The organism is Streptomyces sp. NPDC053474, assembly GCF_044544845.1.
In the GTDB taxonomy this organism is placed as follows: Bacteria; Actinomycetota; Actinomycetes; order Streptomycetales; family Streptomycetaceae; genus Streptomyces.
Map to the genome: position 1 here is coordinate 165,416 of NZ_JBITXV010000011.1, position 15,151 is coordinate 180,566.

The window sequence follows — 15,151 nt, forward strand, 5'->3', positions numbered from 1 at the left end:
GGGTCAGCCGAGGCGCACCGTGACCTTCTGGGTGGCGCCCCGGGCGCCCGCGAGGTCGCCGAAGACGAGCGTCAGCGAGCCGCCCGTCGCGGCCGAGGCCACGGTGGCGGGCCTGCCCGTGACCTCGGCGACCGGCCGCTGCCAGGTCACGCGCAGGCCACCGCCCGTGGCCCGGGTCGGGTCGCTGACGCACACGGTCGCCGTACCGTCGGGCCGCTCGGTGACGAGGACGGAGCAGGCGGCGCTCGTGGCGAGCGGCCCGGCCGCCCCGGCCGTCCAGAAGTTCGCGGCGGTGCAGCCGAGCGAGGGCACGCCGACGCCCTGGACCGCGTCCGTGTTGGCGAGGATCCGCAGCCAGTCGACGGCCGCCGCCCGCTCGGCGGTGCGCTCGGCGCTCGCGCCGGGCAGCAGCAGATACGCGTACGACCCGTCCGTGGGGTCGGTGCCGTGGTCCACGTACAGCGTGAGGAAGGTGCGGGTCAGGGGCGTCGCGGAGCCGCTCCGGTTGATGTCGCTCCACCTGCCGGTGCGCTGTTCCCGCAGGGCCTTCACGGTGGCGCCGCCGGGGAAGACATAGCCGCCGTGCCCGCCGATGTGCGCCCACCGGGCGCCGGTCAGGGTCTGGGACCAAGGCGTGGTGACGGGCTTGGAGACGCCGTCGGCCTGGAAGGGGGCGCGGCCCGCCGTCCCCAGGTTGCGGTTCTCGACCGTCGACTCCACCGCCGTGCCGTCCGTGCAGCTGATGCCCGCGCCCAGGCACACGATCGCGTCGTCCAGGCAGAACCACGCCTTCCGCGCCGACAGGGTGCTCCGCAGCCCCTTCAGATGCTGCCCGAGCGCGGCCCGCTGTCCGTCCGTGGCGCCGCCCACCCAGCGCACGGCGGGACGTGCGGCGCCCCAGTCCCCGCCCGCCCCGTCCGCGAGGACCGTGCGCGAGGCGGTGGTGCCGGGCAGCCGGTAGGGGTCGACGGTGGGCCAGTAGGCGTCGCTGTACTGGCCGCCCGCGAAGCTGTCGCCCCACCAGGCGAGCAGGCCCGAGCCGGTGTGCCAGCCGCGCAGGTTCTCGCCGTTGCCGGTCTCGTAGTACGTGATGCGCGCGTCGGCCATGCTGAGGGACGCGGCCCAGCCGGGGCGCCGGTGCGTGGCCCGCGCCATCTCGGGGAAGAGCCGGTGGCCGGTCGGCTCGGGCACCGGGGCGGTCCCCGCGTCGTCCTCGACGTCCTTGAGGCGGGCCAGGGCGGCGAGGCCGAGGAGCGGGTCGGCGAGCGGCGGGCTGTAGTGGTCGCGGCGCATCCAGCCCTTCACCAGGCCGCGCCAGCGGGCCCGTTCGGCGGCGGACGCGCTCTGGCCGAGCAGCAGCACCGACGCCAGGATCGGATGGCCGCGCAGATGGTCGTCGGCCTGGATCCGCCGGTCGTCGGACGCGGCGACGCCCCGGCTGAGCGCGCGGCCCGCGACGCAGTCCATCACCAGGCCGTTGTGGAGGAACGGCGCCCACGCGTGTTCCACGGCGTCGAACACGATGTGCCGCCCGGGGTCCGTCACCGCCCAGGGCGAGTCGGCGAGCAGCGCGAACAGCAGGCCGAGCCCGCCGAGCAGCACCGCGCCGTAGGAGCCCGTGTAGGGCACGGCGGTGTGCTGGATGAACGAGCCGTCGCGGTACAGGCCGTCGCCGCTCGTCACGTACGGGAAGACCGGTGACAGGGCGTCCCGGGCCAGGGCGAGCTTCGCCGGGTCCGCGCCCACGACCCCGCGCAGCGCGAGCACCCGGCACAGGTCCACGCGGTTGGCGCCCGTGCTGGTGCCGGTGTAGTGCGCGACCGCCGCGTCGGGCACGAAGTGGTCGACGGCCGCGCAGAACCGGGCCACCTGCTCCGCCGACAGCGCGTCGTACAGCAGCACGCAGGTGTCGAGCAGCGCCTGCGGGGCGCCGATCTGCCAGCTCCACCAGTTGCCGAAGCGCGTCGTGCGCTCGTTGTAGACCCGCGTGTAGAGGTGGTCGAGCCCGGTGAGGACGTCGGCCCGCAGCCCGGCGTCGCCGGTCAGTCCGGTGCCCGGCTGGCAGGAGGCCTGCGCCATCGTGGCGAGCCGGGTGCAACTGGCCACGACGTTCGCAGAGTACGTGAACGAGTCCTGGTCGGTGTCCGGTTCGGGGTCGGCGTACGGCAGGTCGGGCCAGAGGGAGCCGCTCGCCGGGGCCATCGTCGAACGCCACCGCCGGGCCGCGTCACCGAGCCCGGCGAGGCGGCCCTTGAAGGGCTCGGCGGTCGGACTGAACCCCTCGCCGAGGACGAGGGTCCGCCAGGTGGCGCGCAGCTGGGCGTACGCGTCCCCGGTCGAGGCGCGGGCGGTGGGCCCGCCGGGGGCGCCGAGCGCGAGGGCGGTGGCGCCGGTGGTCAGCAGGAAGGCACGGCGGGGCCATGAGGGCATGCGGGACTCCCGGGAGACGGAGGGGGAGCAGCGGGTGCAGAGGCGTGCCGCGCGGCCTGGCAAGCGCTTTCTAGCATGCGGCGGCAGGCCCCTCAAGACCTTGCGGCCCGCTTCTCAGCTCCCGCCCTGCGGGGGCTGCTGTTGTGCGGCCCGTTCCAGGAAGCGCAGGAGTTCGACGGGGAAGGGCAGGACGAGGGTGGAGTTCTTCTCGGCGGCGACGGCGACGACGGTCTGGAGCAGGCGCAGTTGGAGGGCGGCGGGCTGTTCGGACATCTCCTTGGCGGCTTCGGCGAGTTTCTTGGAGGCCTGGAGTTCGGCGTCGGCGTTGATGACGCGGGCGCGGCGTTCGCGGTCGGCCTCGGCCTGGCGGGCCATGGAGCGTTTCATGGTCTCGGGCAGGGAGACGTCCTTGATCTCGACGCGGTCGATCTGCACGCCCCAGCCGATGGCGGGGCTGTCGATCATCAGCTCCAGGCCCTGGTTGAGCTTCTCGCGGTTGGAGAGCAGGTCGTCCAGGTCGCTCTTGCCGATGATGGACCGCAACGACGTCTGGGCCATCTGCGAGACGGCGAAGCGGTAGTCCTCGACCTGGACGATGGCGTTGGCGGCGTCGACGACCTTGAAGTAGACGACGGCGTCGACGCGCACGGTGACGTTGTCCCGTGTGATGCCCTCCTGCGCGGGCACCGGCATCGTCACGATCTGGAGGTTGACCTTGCGCATCCGGTCCACGCCCGGCACGACCATCGTGAACCCGGGCGGCCGCGGCGAACCGTGCAGCCGCCCGAGCCGGAACACGACACCGCGCTCGTACTGCTTGACGACACGCGCCGCCGACGCCGCGTACACCAGGCAGGCCGACCCCGTGGCCGCGCCCGCCACGATCAGTTCCTCCAGCATGACGACCCCCTGTCTCTCCGAGTCGTCCGTGCGAACCATCCGTGATCAATGAATCATCCGCAATTTCACGATACGCCCGGATACGGGGCCGGGGCGAGGAGCGGCCCTCAGTCGATGCCGCGCCAGATGTGCGGCTCGTGCTCCTCGTCCTCGTCCTCGCCTGCGAGCAGCGGTGGCGGGCCGCAGGGCCCCGTCCCGTAGTCGAGCGGGGGGCCATCGGAGCGGAGCGGGTCTTCCATGTGGGTTCCTCCGGTTCTGTGCTCCAACGAGGCGCGGCCGATCGTCCAGCCGTCCGCGAGCCGAGGTCGACACGCTGTGCCGTGGTGGATCGGCCCGATGGAGGGAGAGCGGACATGAACGGCTTCCCGCAGCGCGGCGCGGCCCTTCTGCGGGCCTTCGGCCGGGGCGTGCTGAGCGCCCTGGTCGCGCTGGGCTCGATGTATCTGACCGTGCCGGAGGCGGGGGAGGCGGTGGCACGCTCGCGCCGGGGCCCCGGCGGCCCGGCCCACCCGCCGCGGTGTGTGCTCAGCGGGCCGCCACCGGGCCATCCCGAACGGCTGTGCCCCGGCCTGCCGCTGAGTCCGCAGGAACGGGAGCTGCTGCGTGAGCTGCCCTCCCTCCGCCGTCGAGGAACCGCCCGGTGACGGCCACGGCTCTCGGCAGGCCCTCACGCCGGACCGAACAGGTCCTCCCGCACCCCGATGCGCCGGTTTCCGAAGGCCAGTTGGCTCAGCACGGCACCGTAGAGGGGGGTGCGGGAGACGACGGCCGCCATCCGGGGGCGGACGGCGGACGCGACCCTGCCGGTCGACAGCATCACCTTGCTCTGCATCACCTGGATCCTGGTCGTCCGGCGCACGTCGCGCGCCCTGGTGACGGCGTAGCCGCGCAGCGCGGCGGTGTCGTCGCCGCCCCGGGACGCGCGCAGCGACTCGAGCAGCGCGGGATGGGCCGCGACGGCGTCCTGGATCGCCAGGTTGATGCCCTGGGCGCCGATGGGGCCGTGGGTGTGCGCGCTGTCCCCGACCAGGACCAGGCCGGGCCGCACCCACTCCCGGGCCGTGCCGGCGAACACGTCGAGCAGGGAGAGGTCCTTGAACGTCTTGATCTCCGCTTCGATCTGCTCCGCGTGCTCCGGTACGGCCGCCGCGAGTCCGTCCTTGACGTGGCCGAGACCTCGTGCGGCAAGCCGCCGGTAACCCTTGTGCGGGAGCGTCCAGCCGATCTGCACGCTTGCGGGATACGAGGCGTAGGCGAGCGCGGGGTTCCCGCCTGCCCGGAAGATCCGTACGTCGTGCGGCGGCGCACCTCGCGCGGCGAGTCGGAACCACAGCACGTCCTGGTCGAAGACGTCGAGCCGCTCGTACCCGAGGCGGGCCAGCTGCCGGACTTTGGAGAACCGTCCGTCCGCGCCGATGACGCAGTGGGCGCGCACGGCCCGGTCGCCGCCCGGCCCGCGGCCGAGGACCCCGCGCACCCGCTGCCCGGCGTCCTCGATCAGGGCGGAGCACTTCGTCGACTCCAGGTACGTGAAGCCGTCGTGGGCGCGGCACTGGTCGAGCAGCTCTTCCAGGATGTGCCGCTGGGGAACGCTGAGCAGACAGTTGAAGGGGCCGGGCAGTCGGCGGTAGTCGCCGTTGATGAGGACCCGGCCCCGTTCCTCCAGGAGGAAGCGGCCGTGCTCGTGGCAGCCGCGTTCCCGGGCCCCGTCCAGGACGCCCAGGTCGTGCAGGAGCGCCTGCCCGCCCGGTTGCAGGATCTCGCCCCGGTACTCGCGCTCCAGGGACCGCGTCCGTTCCAGGACGGTGACGCGGACGCCGGAGCGGAGCAGCAGCAGGGCGAGCGTCAGACCGGCCGGGCCGCCGCCCACGACGCAGAAGTCGGTGCGTGTCTCGTCCACCGTCCGCTCCTCACACGTCGAGGGTGATGTCGTACTCGGTGAGCCAGGCGTTGAGCCAGAGCGCCATCTCCAGGCCGCCGCGGTCGTAGGGCCTGCTGACGTCCCCCACCGGACGGTCCGCCATCGCGCGGGCCCGGGAACGGTCGAGGAGCGGGAGCACGGGGGCGTCGGCGTCGGCGAGCAGCGCGGCAAGTCGGCCGCGCAGCGCCCGCTCGTACGACGGGTCCTGGGTGGCCGGGTAGGGGCTCTTGACCCGCTCGCGCACCGAGGCGGGCAGCAGCTCGGCGGCGGCCGCCCGCAGCAGGCTCTTCTCGCGGCCGTCGAACGACTTCATCGCCCACGGGGTGTTGAAGACGTACTCGACGAGCCGGTGATCGCAGAACGGCACCCGGACCTCCAGGCCGAGGGCCATGCTCATCCGGTCCTTGCGGTCCAGCAGAGTCTGCACGAAACGGGTGAGGTTGAGGTAGCCGACCCTGCGCATCAGCCGGTCGTCCTCGCTCTCCCCCGGCAGTGCGGGCACCTCGGCCAGCGCCTCGTGGTACCGGTCCCGGCGGTAGCCCGGAAGGTCGAGCTTGTCGAGGAACCCCTTGTCCAGCAGGGCCCGGCCGCCGAAGTACCGGGCGGAGCCGGAGGTCAGCCAGGGGAAGGTGTCGGCGCGCAGCGCGTTGGGGTTGCGGAACCAGCGGTACCCGCCGAAGAGTTCGTCGGCGGCCTCACCGGACAGGGCCACCGTGGAGTGCTGCCGCACGGCACGGAACAGCAGGTACAGCGAGGGCCACATGTCCCCCCAGAACGCCGGTGGCTGGTCGACCGCGCGCAGCACGGCCGCGCGCAGCGCCGGGTCGGTCAGCTCGTCGGTCTCCAGGACCACCTCGGTGTGGCGCGAGCCGGTGTGCCGCACCACGTCCCGTACGAAGGGGGCGTCCCGCATGCCGCGCACCGCGTCCGGCAGGAAGCGGTCGTCCGCGTGCGCGAAGTCGACGGAGAAGGAGCGGACCGGGTCCAGGCCCCGGGCGGCTGCCGCGCGCGCGGCGAGGGCGGTCACCGTGGAGGAGTCGAGGCCGCCGGAGAGCAGCAGGCACAGCGGGACGTCCGCCACCATGTGCCGTTCGACGATGTCCTCGAGCAGTGCGCGGGTGGTCGCGATGGTGGTGGCCAGGTCGTCGGTGTGCTCCCGCGCCTCCAGCTTCCAATAGGCACGGGCCCGCGCCCCCTGCCGTGCGAAGCGCACCGTGTGGCCCGGCCGCACCTCGTACATCCCCTGGAAGACGCCGACTTCCGGGGTCTTCACCATGTCCAGGACCTCGCACAGCCCTTCGGCGGACACCCGCCGCGGCGCCCGTGGGTTGGCCAGGATCGCCTTGGGCTCGGAGCCGAAGAGGACGCCGTGCTCGGTGGGCAGGTAGTACAGCGGCTTGACGCCCATCCGGTCGCGCAGGAGCAGCAGTTCTTCCCTACGGACGTCCCAGACGGCTAGCGCGAACATGCCGTTGAGCCGGGTGGCCACGTCCTCGCCCCACTGGAGGTAGCCGCGCAGGACGACCTCGGTGTCGCTGGCGGTGCGGAAGCGATGGCCTCGTGCGACCAGATCCGTGCGCAGCTCGCGGTAGTTGTAGATCTCGCCGCAGAAGGTGAGTGCGGCCAGGGTGTGTCCTTCGTCGTCCTCGGCCGTCATCGGCTGGCGGCCGCCGTCCAGGTCGATCACCGAGAGCCTGCGGTGGCCGAGTGCCGCGTGCCCCCCGATCCACACCCCCTCGGCGTCGGGACCTCGGCACGCCATGGTGCGCGTCATCGCGCGCACGGTGGTGGACGCCGTCGCGAGGTCCCGCTCGTAGTCGAGCCATCCCGTAATGCCGCACATCACAATCTCCTTCGGATGAGGCGCGGTGCCCCGACGGCACCGGCTGCGGACGCCTACACCCGCTCGGCGAGTCCGGCGGCGACCAGGTCGAGCAGGTGCCGGGGTGTCCTGGCCTCGACGACCACTTCGTCGGGCAGCGTGAGGGAGTAGTCACGCTCGATCCGGCTCACCGTGTTGAACAGGGCGAGCGAGTCGTAGCCGAGGTCCTCGAAGGTGGTGTCGAGGATGTCGCCGTCCAGGTCGACGGTCTCCTCTTCGCCCGCGCACTCGCGCAGCAGTCGCACCAGGTCCTCGATCTCGAACGCGGTCATGGCAGTGGGTTCCTTCCGGTGAGGGACTGGGTGGTGGCCGCGGGGCGCGCGCCGGGCGGCCCCGCGGACGTGGGTCAGACGGCCTCGCGTACGACGAGGGCGGAGTTGAAGCCGCCGACGCCCCGGGCGAGGATCAGCGCGCTGCGCAGGGGTGCTTCGCGGGGCGTGTCCCGGACGAGGTCAAGGAGCCGCTCGTGCGCCGGCGCGTCGACGTGGACCGTCGGCGGGACGACCCCGTCGCGCATGGCCAGCAGGGCGGAGGCGACGTCCAGCGGCGCTCCGCCCGCGAGCAGTCGTCCCGTCATGGTCTTGGGCGCGGTGACCGGGACGCCGCGCGGCCCGAAGACGGCCGTGATCACCTCGGCCTCGATCCGGTCGGCTCCGGGGTCGCCGGAGGCGTCGGCGAAGACCACGTCGATGTCCGCCGGGTCCATGCGGGCGTCCGCGAGGGCCAGGTCGACGGCTCGGCGCAGCCCCGGCGCGCGGCCCGAGCCGGGGCGCGGGTCGAACGTCGCGGCGTGACCGGCCACTTCGCCGTAGCGGTGGGCCGCGTCCCGCCGCCGCGCGTGGTCGGCTCCTTCCAGGACGAGCAGGGCGCCGCCCTCGCCGACGACCGCACCCGTGGCCCGGCGGTCGAACGGCACGAAGGCCGAGCGAGGATCGCCGGACGTGGTCAGCCTGCCGGAGCGGATGAGGCACAGCCAGCTCCAGGGCGAAAGGGAACCGTCGACCCCGCCCGTGATCATGAGGGGGGTGCCCGAGCGCACGTGGCGACGGGCCTTCGCCACCGCGTCGAGGCCGCCCGCCTGCTCGGCCACCAGCGCGCTGCCCGGGCCCCGCAGCCCGTGCCGGATCGAGATCTGCCCGGTGTTGACGGGATAGAACCAGGCGAACGACTGGTAGGCGCTGACGTACTTGCCGCCCTTGCCCCACAGGGCCTGAAGCTCCTTCTGGCCGAACTCGAAACCACCGGCCGACGCGGAGGTGACCACGCCGCAGGAGAACTCCGGCAGGTCCGCCGGGGCGGCCCCCGCGTCAGCGAGGGCCTGTGCCGCGGCGATGAGCGCGAGCCGCGTCATCCGGTCCGTCTGCGGCAGCAGGCGACTGGGCAGGTACTGGGACGGCTCGTACTCCGGTATCTCCCCGGCGAGTTCGGCCGAGTAGCCGGACGGGTCGAAGCGGGTGATCCGGTGGATGCCGCTCTCGCCGCGGAGCACGGCCGACCAGTAGTCGGCGGTGTTGAGTCCGTTCGGCGCGACCACCCCGATGCCGGTGATCACCGACCGCTCCGTGGTGCCCGGGGCGCTGCTCACGCCGCCCTCCGCTGCGGCCCGGTGAGCACCAGGGCGCTTTGGAAGCCGCCGAATCCGCTGGCCACGCTGAGGACGGTGCCGACCTTCCGCTCGCGGGCCACCAGCGGCACGTAGTCCAGGTCGCACTCGGGGTCCGGCTCGTGCAGATTGGCCGTGGGCGGCACCACCGCGTGCTCGATGGCCAAGGCGCAGGCCGCGGTCTCCAGTGCTCCGATGGCGCCGAGCGAGTGCCCGATCATCGACTTGATGGAGCTGACCGGGGTGCGGTAGGCGTGGTCGCCGAGGCCGCGCTTCAAGGCGTTGGTCTCGTGCCGGTCGTTCTGCTTGGTCGCCGAGCCGTGGGCGTTGACGTAGTCGATGTCGGTCGGCGCGACGCGGGCCGCGTCCAGGGCGGACGTGATGGCGTCGGCCAGCTCCGTGCCCTCGTCGCTCAGCCCGGTCATGGAGTACGCGTTGCAGCGTGAGGCGTGCGCGGCGACCTCGGCGTAGAGGTGAGCGTCGCGCCGGCGGGCGTGCTCCAGCTCTTCCAGGACGAAGAAGGCGCAGCCCTCGCCGAGCACGAAGCCGTTGCGGGTGCGGTCGAAGGGCCGGGACGCGGTCTCGGGGCTGTCGTTGCGCGCCGTCGTCGCTTTGATCGCGTCGAAGCAGGCGACCGTGATGGGCGAGATCGCGGCGTCGGAGGCACCCGTGGTGATCACGTCGGCGTGGCCCTCGCGGATCAGGTCGGCCGCGTGTCCCAGCACGTCGACGCCGGAGGTGCAGCCGGTGGACACCACGCCCACCGGGCCCTCCGCCTCGGCGATCCAGGCCAGCTCGGCGGCCATGGAGGACGGTACGAAGTAGTCGAAGAGATACGGCGAGCCGTGGAACTCGTCGACGAGCCAGGACTTCCCCTCGTTGCTGACGAGCGCGTACTCGCTGTCCAGGCTCATGGTGCTGCCGCAGGCCGTACCGGCCATGACGCCGGTGCGGTACGGATCGCAGTGGCCGAGGACCCCGCTGTCCTCCAGCGCCTCCCGCGCGGCTACGACGGCGAACTGCGTGGTGCGGTCCCACTGCCGGATCTGGCGTCGGCTCAGCCCCGCGGCGGCCGCGTCGAAGTCGCATTCCGCCGCCACCCGGGAACGAAACGGCGACGCGTCGAACAACGAGATGGTGCGGGTCGCCGTCCGGCCTGCCGACAGTAGATCCCAGAACGGCTTCCTGCCGATTCCACCTGGGGCCACCACGCCGATTCCCGTGATCGCCACGCGGCGCCCCGCTGGTATTCCAGCCACCGTTTCTCCCTCCGCAGGTGCTTTCCGCCCCTCGGCTTCCAGCGACCTCAAGTCCGGGTCGCGTCCGAGCATGTGGCGGTGCGCTCGAGGGTGCTTCGAGGGCCGATCGACCGGCTCGGGGACCCCCACCCACCAGGCGTGCGGTGTGGTGACCGGCGCTCGAACGGATTTTGAAGCCCCACTGGTCTACTGCGTGCCGAACAACCCAGTCGGCCTTGAGCGCAACCAACGAAGGGGTACGTGAATATGCGGCGCGACGAAGGTACGTACGATGTCGCCATTGTCGGCACCGGCCTGTCCGGAACGATGGTCGGCGCCATTCTCGCCAAGCACGGATACCGCACGCTCCTGCTGGACGGGGCGCAGCATCCGCGCTTCGCCGTGGGGGAGTCGACGATCGGGCAGACGCTCTTCATCCTTCGCCTTCTCGCGCACCGCTACGGCGTGCCCGAGATCGGCCACCTGGGGAGCTTCGACAGCGTGATGAAGCACGTCGGAACCTCGCACGGGCAGAAGAGCAACTTCGGGTTCATGATCCACCGGGACGGCGAGGAGCCCGACCCGCGCGAGACCAACATGTTCCGGCTGCTCGAAGTGACCGGGAACGCGGCGCATTTCTTCCGCCAGGACAGCGACTCGTACATGTTCCACGTCGCCCTGAAGTACGGCTGTGAGGCACGGCAGAACTACCGCGTCTCCAAGGTGGACCTCGCCGCTGACGGGGTCACCGTGATCGGCGCGGACGGCTCCAGCTACCGGGCCCGGTACCTCGTCGACGCGAGCGGCTTCCGCTCGCCCCTCGCGGACCAGCTCGGCCTGCGCGAGGAGCCGAGCCGCCTCAAGCACCACGCCCGGTCGATCTTCACGCACATGATCGGCGTCGAACCGGCCGACGACCACCTGCTCCACGCGGAGCGGGACCGGCCGCCCGTGCCGTGGCACGGCGGCACGCTCCATCACATGTTCGACCGCGGCTGGATCTGGATCATTCCGTTCGACAACCACCCGGGCGCCACCAACCCCCTGTGCAGCGTGGGCCTTCAGATCGATCCGCGCCGCTATCCGGAAGAACCCGGTCTGAGCCCCGAGGACGAGTTCTGGAAGCACGTGCGACGCTTCCCGGCCGTCGAACGTCAGCTGGCCCGCGCTCGGAGCGCGCGCGAATGGGTGCGCACCGGTCGGATGCAGTACTCCTCCACCCGGACCGTCGGCGACCGCTGGTGCCTGATGTCCCACGCGGCCGGCTTCATCGACCCGCTGTTCTCCCGCGGTCTGTCCAACACCTGCGAGCTCATCAACACCCTGGCCTGGCGCCTGATGGAGGCCCTGCGCGAGGACGACTTCACCGTGGAGCGCTTCGAGCCGGTGGAGCGCCTGGAACAAGGGTTGCTCGACTACAACGACAAGCTGGTGAACGCCTCGTACATCGGGTTCCAGAACTACGACCTCTGGAACGCGGTCTTCCGGATCTGGGTGACGGGGAGCGCTGTCGGCAGCAAGCGGTTCCTGAACGCCCTGGCCGCCGCCAAGGCGGCCGGTGACGACGGCCCGCTGCGCGCCCTGGACGAGAGCAAGTACCCCGGCCTGTGGTGCCCGACGGACTTCAACGCCGAGCTCTTCGAGGAACTCGTCGCTCAGTGCGAGGCCGTGGACGAGGGGCGCCGCTCGGCGCAGGAGGCCGCCGACACGATGCTCGGGCGGATCCGCGAGTCCGACTGGATGTTCCCCGCGCTCGGACTCGACCGGCCGGAGACGCGGTTCATCAGCCCGACGGCGGAGAACATGCAGGAGGTCGCCGAGTGGGCCCGGGCCCACCCGCGTCAGGAGATACGCGATCTGCTCGCGGTCTCGCCCCAGCAGGTGCAGGCCGCCCTCTGAGCCGCGCGCGTCGACGCGGTGTGCCCGCCACCGGAGTTCACCGGTGGCGGGCACACCGCGTCAGCACGTCGCCCGGCCCGTGGGGAGGGCCCCTCACCCCTCGGTGGCGAGGGTGAGGCCCGAGCCCACCGGGTCGTGGCCGGGCCAGCCCGCGTACTCGCGGCGCCAGTACATGAGGGGGCCGCGGGCCTGTCGCACGTCACCGTCGACGATCGTGCCGATGACGACGGTGTGGTCGCCCGCCGTGATGGCGGAGGTCAGCACGCACTCGGCGTACGCGGACGTGTCGGACGGCAGCCAGGGCAGTCCGTGGCGCGGTGTGGGCTGCCACGCGACGGCGGCGAACCTGTCGGCCCGCCGGGCCGCGAAGTGGGCGGAGAGCCACTCGCGGTTGTCCCGCAGGAAGTTGACGGCGAACGCGCCGGTTCCCAGCATCTCGCGCAGCACGCGGCTGCGGCTGTTGACGCAGACGAGCAGGAGCGGCGGTTCCTGGGACACGCTGCACGCGGCGCTACAGGTGAATCCGCAGGGATCGCCCTGGGAGTCGAGCGTCGTCACGACGGTGACGCCGGTGGGCAGGGAGCCCATGATGGCGCGGAAGGCCTCGGCGTCGACGTGCTGTGCGGGGCCAGCCCCTGCTGCGGGGTCGGCCGATGGGGTCCTTGAACGCATCGGCGGATGCCTCTCTTCGGGGAGCGTACGGGGGGGCGCGGGCCCTGCCGCGCCCGCGGGGTCAGAGGGCGGGCGCGGGCTGGTGGTGGACGAAGCCGAGGGCGGCTCCCCGCGAGGCCAGCGGACCACGGGCCGGGGAGGTGCTCGGCGCGCCGCGGCCGTGCGCGTCGGCGGCCAGGATCTCCTGGTGCAGCTGCCACAGCTCGGGGGACGGGTCGAGCCCGAGCTCCCGGCGCAGGAGGTCGCGCACGGTCTGATAGGCGCGCAGGGCCTCGCTGCGCCGTCCCGACATGTTCAACGCCATGATCAGTTGGGCGTGGAACCATTCGTTGAGCGGATGGACCGTCACGATGGAACGCAGTTCCGCGATCATTTCGCGATAGTTTCCGAGCTGCATTTCGGCGTGCACGCGCAGTTCAAGCGCGGCGGTGTGACGCTCCTCCAGGTTGGCCACATAGCCGTTCAGGAAGCTTCCGCAGTCGACCCCGGCCAGTGGTGCCCCCGTCCATAGGGCGAGCGCCTCCTCGGCGTATCGGGCGGTTTCCTTGAATCGGTTCGCCTTCGCCGACGCCTGGGCGCGTGAAATGACCCAGTCAAATTGCTTGAGGTCGATGTTCTCGTCGTCGACGCGCAGCACGTAGCCGGGGGCCGCCGTCTCGACCAGGTGCTCCGCCTGGTCCGGACCAACAGCGCGGCCCAGTGATTTGCGCAGGTGGTAGACGTAGGTCTGCGTGGTGGTGACGGCAGTCTGGGGCGACTTGTCGCCCCACAGCTCTTCGATGAACGAGTCCAGGCCGACCACCTGATTGGCGCGCAGCAGGAGAAGGGCTAAGACTTTCTTGACCTTGGGTGCGCGCGGCGTGCACACGCGCCGGTTGTGTATTGCTTCGAGCGGGCCGAGAAGCTTAAATTCCATTTGCCCTCTCCTTCTTCCCTGAGGGTCCCGTTTCCCTGTGCTGGATCACGTCAGAACGGTAAGGAGCGTGGAGATCCTTAGCAATGGACTCCTCTGAAGGTTGGGCCTCATGGGTCGGGTGGACCGGCGTCCGTGTATCTTTCGATGTACTCGAATGGGCGCCGCATGACTGGTAAGTCCGCATCTGTCACGTTGTGAGTGATGGCGTGGATTAGCGGGTGAGGAACGGCGGGCCCGTCCGGCTCTCGGTCTCCCTTCGAACGGCTCTCCGATGGGCGATGCGACGGTGTTCGCTCCGCACGCGACCTCGTCGACGCAGAGGAGCGCCATGCTGATCGCCTCATCGGTGACCCCCATCCCCGCCCATTCACTCCTTGTCTTCCTCCTCCAGGTCGGCCTGCTGCTGCTCCTGGCGCTGCTGCTCGGACGGCTCGCGGCCCGCTGCGGACTGCCCGCGGTGGTGGGGGAGTTGTGCGTCGGGATCGTTCTGGGCCCGACCGTGCTCGGCCACGCCGGGGGTGGGCTCGCGGACTGGCTGCTGCCCCAGCGAGCGGACCAGTTCCACCTCCTCGACGCCGTGGGCCAGCTCGGCGTGCTGCTCCTCGTGGGCGTCACCGGGATGGAGCTCGACCTGGGCCTCGTCCGCAGGCGTGGCCGCGCCGCCCTGGGGATCAGCCTGGTCGGACTCCTCATCCCCCTCGGCCTCGGTGTCCTCGCGGGCTGGTACGTGCCCGAGTCCTTCCTGGGGGGCGCGGTGCACGAGCGCCATGTCTTCGCGCTCTTCCTCGGCGTCGCGATGTGCGTGAGCGCGATCCCCGTGATCACCAAGACGCTCTCCGACATGAACCTGCTCCATCGGAACGTGGGGCAACTGACCCTCGCCGCAGGCATGATCGACGACGTGGTCGGCTGGCTCCTGCTCTCCGCCGTCTCGGCGATGGCCACGACCGGCGTGCGTGCCTCGACCGTCGGCCTGTCCTTGATGTGGCTCGCCGTGGTCGTCGTCCTGGCCGCGACGCTGGGACGCCACGTGGTGGGCGTGGCCATGCGGCTCTCCGCCCGCAGCCGCGAGTCCGGGGCGCCCGTCGTGGTGGCGGTGGCGGTGGTGCTGCTGTGCAGTGCGGCGACCCAGGCGATGGGCCTGGAGGCCGTCCTCGGCGCCTTCGTCGCCGGAATCCTGCTGCGGCTGACCGGCGGCGGTGAACTGGCCCGGCTCGCGCCGCTGCGGACCTTCGTGATGAGTGTCCTCGCGCCGCTGTTCTTCGCCACGGCGGGACTCCGGGTGGACCTGACGGCGCTCCGCCGCCCCGAGGTGCTCGTCACCGCGCTGGTCGTGCTGTTGCTCGCGGTGCTCGGGAAGTTCGTGGGCGCCTTCGCGGGCGCCCGGTTCGGCCGCCTGAACCGGTGGGAGGCGCTCGCCGTCGGCGCGGGCATGAACGCGCGCGGCGTCATCGAGATCGTGGTGGCGTCGGTGGGGCTGCGCCTCGGCGTCCTGACCACGGAGTCCTACACGATCGTGGTCCTCGTGGCCGTGGTCACCTCGCTGATGGCGCCCCCCATCCTGCGGTACTCCACCCGGCGCATCGAACACACCGCGGAGGAAGCGCTCCGCGCGCGCGTGGCGGCCCAGGCCCGAGGGGACCGGGCGGACTTGCGGTGATCAGGGGCGCGCACCGAGAGGGGAGTGGTC

13 protein-coding genes are annotated in these 15,151 nt (G+C 71.8%); 3 read left to right on the forward strand and 10 right to left on the reverse strand.

The genetic code is table 11. The annotated features are described in order from the left end of the window. Positions 1-3 precede the first annotated feature (3 nt). The 3 genes from ACIG3E_RS26105 to ACIG3E_RS26115 all read right to left on the reverse strand — a co-directional run bounded on the left by ACIG3E_RS26105 (position 4) and on the right by ACIG3E_RS26115 (position 3,569). A complete protein-coding gene (locus tag ACIG3E_RS26105; RefSeq protein ID WP_399621000.1) occupies positions 4-2,430 on the reverse strand; it encodes a polysaccharide lyase 8 family protein in 2,427 nt (808 codons plus the stop codon). A 114-nt stretch (positions 2,431-2,544) separates the two neighbouring features. Beyond that, complete coding sequence (locus ACIG3E_RS26110; protein ID WP_399621003.1) at positions 2,545-3,330, reverse strand: slipin family protein; 786 nt, start codon at positions 3,328-3,330, stop codon at positions 2,545-2,547. Positions 3,331-3,437: 107 nt separating this feature from the next. Next, positions 3,438-3,569 (reverse strand): hypothetical protein, encoded by a 132-nt coding sequence (locus tag ACIG3E_RS26115; protein WP_399621006.1) that lies wholly within the window; start codon positions 3,567-3,569, stop codon positions 3,438-3,440. 114 nt (positions 3,570-3,683) lie between these two features. Between ACIG3E_RS26115 and ACIG3E_RS26120 the strand changes: the two genes are divergently transcribed. Beyond that, complete coding sequence (locus ACIG3E_RS26120) at positions 3,684-3,974, forward strand: DUF6059 family protein (RefSeq protein ID WP_399621007.1); 291 nt, start codon at positions 3,684-3,686, stop codon at positions 3,972-3,974. 23 nt (positions 3,975-3,997) lie between these two features. Here ACIG3E_RS26120 and ACIG3E_RS26125 read toward each other — a convergent pair whose 3' ends face one another. From ACIG3E_RS26125 to ACIG3E_RS26145, 5 genes are all read right to left on the reverse strand, one after another. Beyond that, positions 3,998-5,230: an FAD-dependent monooxygenase gene (locus ACIG3E_RS26125; RefSeq protein ID WP_399621009.1), complete on the reverse strand. Its 1,233-nt coding sequence runs from the start codon at positions 5,228-5,230 to the stop codon at positions 3,998-4,000. Between the two features lie 10 nt (positions 5,231-5,240). Further along, complete coding sequence (gene asnB, locus ACIG3E_RS26130; RefSeq protein WP_399621011.1) at positions 5,241-7,094, reverse strand: asparagine synthase (glutamine-hydrolyzing); 1,854 nt, start codon at positions 7,092-7,094, stop codon at positions 5,241-5,243. 53 nt (positions 7,095-7,147) lie between these two features. Then, entirely contained in the window at positions 7,148-7,405 is a 258-nt protein-coding gene (locus ACIG3E_RS26135; protein WP_399621014.1) for an acyl carrier protein, read from the reverse strand. Between the two features lie 74 nt (positions 7,406-7,479). After that, a complete protein-coding gene (locus ACIG3E_RS26140; protein ID WP_399621016.1) occupies positions 7,480-8,718 on the reverse strand; it encodes a ketosynthase chain-length factor in 1,239 nt (412 codons plus the stop codon). Next, a complete protein-coding gene (locus ACIG3E_RS26145) occupies positions 8,715-9,995 on the reverse strand; it encodes a beta-ketoacyl-[acyl-carrier-protein] synthase family protein (protein ID WP_399621019.1) in 1,281 nt (426 codons plus the stop codon). The genes ACIG3E_RS26140 and ACIG3E_RS26145 overlap by 4 nt, the downstream gene beginning before the upstream one ends. Before the next feature lie 246 nt (positions 9,996-10,241). Here ACIG3E_RS26145 and ACIG3E_RS26150 point away from each other — a divergent pair, with 246 nt between their 5' ends. After that, entirely contained in the window at positions 10,242-11,873 is a 1,632-nt protein-coding gene (locus ACIG3E_RS26150; protein WP_399621021.1) for an NAD(P)/FAD-dependent oxidoreductase, read from the forward strand. Between the two features lie 93 nt (positions 11,874-11,966). Here ACIG3E_RS26150 and ACIG3E_RS26155 read toward each other — a convergent pair whose 3' ends face one another. Further along, the gene (locus ACIG3E_RS26155; protein ID WP_399621024.1) at positions 11,967-12,545 is read right to left on the reverse strand and encodes a flavin reductase family protein; all 579 of its coding nucleotides are present in this window, start codon (positions 12,543-12,545) and stop codon (positions 11,967-11,969) included. Positions 12,546-12,606: 61 nt separating this feature from the next. After that, positions 12,607-13,461, reverse strand: a complete 855-nt coding sequence (locus ACIG3E_RS26160; RefSeq protein ID WP_399621026.1) for a BTAD domain-containing putative transcriptional regulator — start codon at positions 13,459-13,461, stop codon at positions 12,607-12,609. A gap of 328 nt (positions 13,462-13,789) precedes the next feature. Here ACIG3E_RS26160 and ACIG3E_RS26165 point away from each other — a divergent pair, with 328 nt between their 5' ends. Beyond that, positions 13,790-15,121, forward strand: coding sequence for a cation:proton antiporter (locus ACIG3E_RS26165; protein WP_399621029.1), 1,332 nt, complete (start codon positions 13,790-13,792; stop codon positions 15,119-15,121). Positions 15,122-15,151 lie beyond the last annotated feature (30 nt).

Excerpts from the sequence above, each read along its gene's own strand:
- ACIG3E_RS26115 (WP_399621006.1), bottom strand. The coding sequence starts at position 3,569 with ATGGAAGACCCGCTCCGCTCCGATGGCCCCCCGCTCGACTACGGGACG.
- ACIG3E_RS26155 (WP_399621024.1), bottom strand. The coding sequence starts at position 12,545 with ATGCGTTCAAGGACCCCATCGGCCGACCCCGCAGCAGGGGCTGGCCCC.
- ACIG3E_RS26160 (WP_399621026.1), bottom strand. The coding sequence starts at position 13,461 with ATGGAATTTAAGCTTCTCGGCCCGCTCGAAGCAATACACAACCGGCGC.
- ACIG3E_RS26150 (WP_399621021.1), top strand. The coding sequence starts at position 10,242 with ATGCGGCGCGACGAAGGTACGTACGATGTCGCCATTGTCGGCACCGGC.
- ACIG3E_RS26105 (WP_399621000.1), bottom strand. The coding sequence starts at position 2,430 with ATGCCCTCATGGCCCCGCCGTGCCTTCCTGCTGACCACCGGCGCCACC.
- ACIG3E_RS26110 (WP_399621003.1), bottom strand. The coding sequence starts at position 3,330 with ATGCTGGAGGAACTGATCGTGGCGGGCGCGGCCACGGGGTCGGCCTGC.
- asnB (WP_399621011.1), bottom strand. The coding sequence starts at position 7,094 with ATGTGCGGCATTACGGGATGGCTCGACTACGAGCGGGACCTCGCGACG.
- ACIG3E_RS26165 (WP_399621029.1), top strand. The coding sequence starts at position 13,790 with ATGCTGATCGCCTCATCGGTGACCCCCATCCCCGCCCATTCACTCCTT.
- ACIG3E_RS26135 (WP_399621014.1), bottom strand. The coding sequence starts at position 7,405 with ATGACCGCGTTCGAGATCGAGGACCTGGTGCGACTGCTGCGCGAGTGC.
- ACIG3E_RS26120 (WP_399621007.1), top strand. The coding sequence starts at position 3,684 with ATGAACGGCTTCCCGCAGCGCGGCGCGGCCCTTCTGCGGGCCTTCGGC.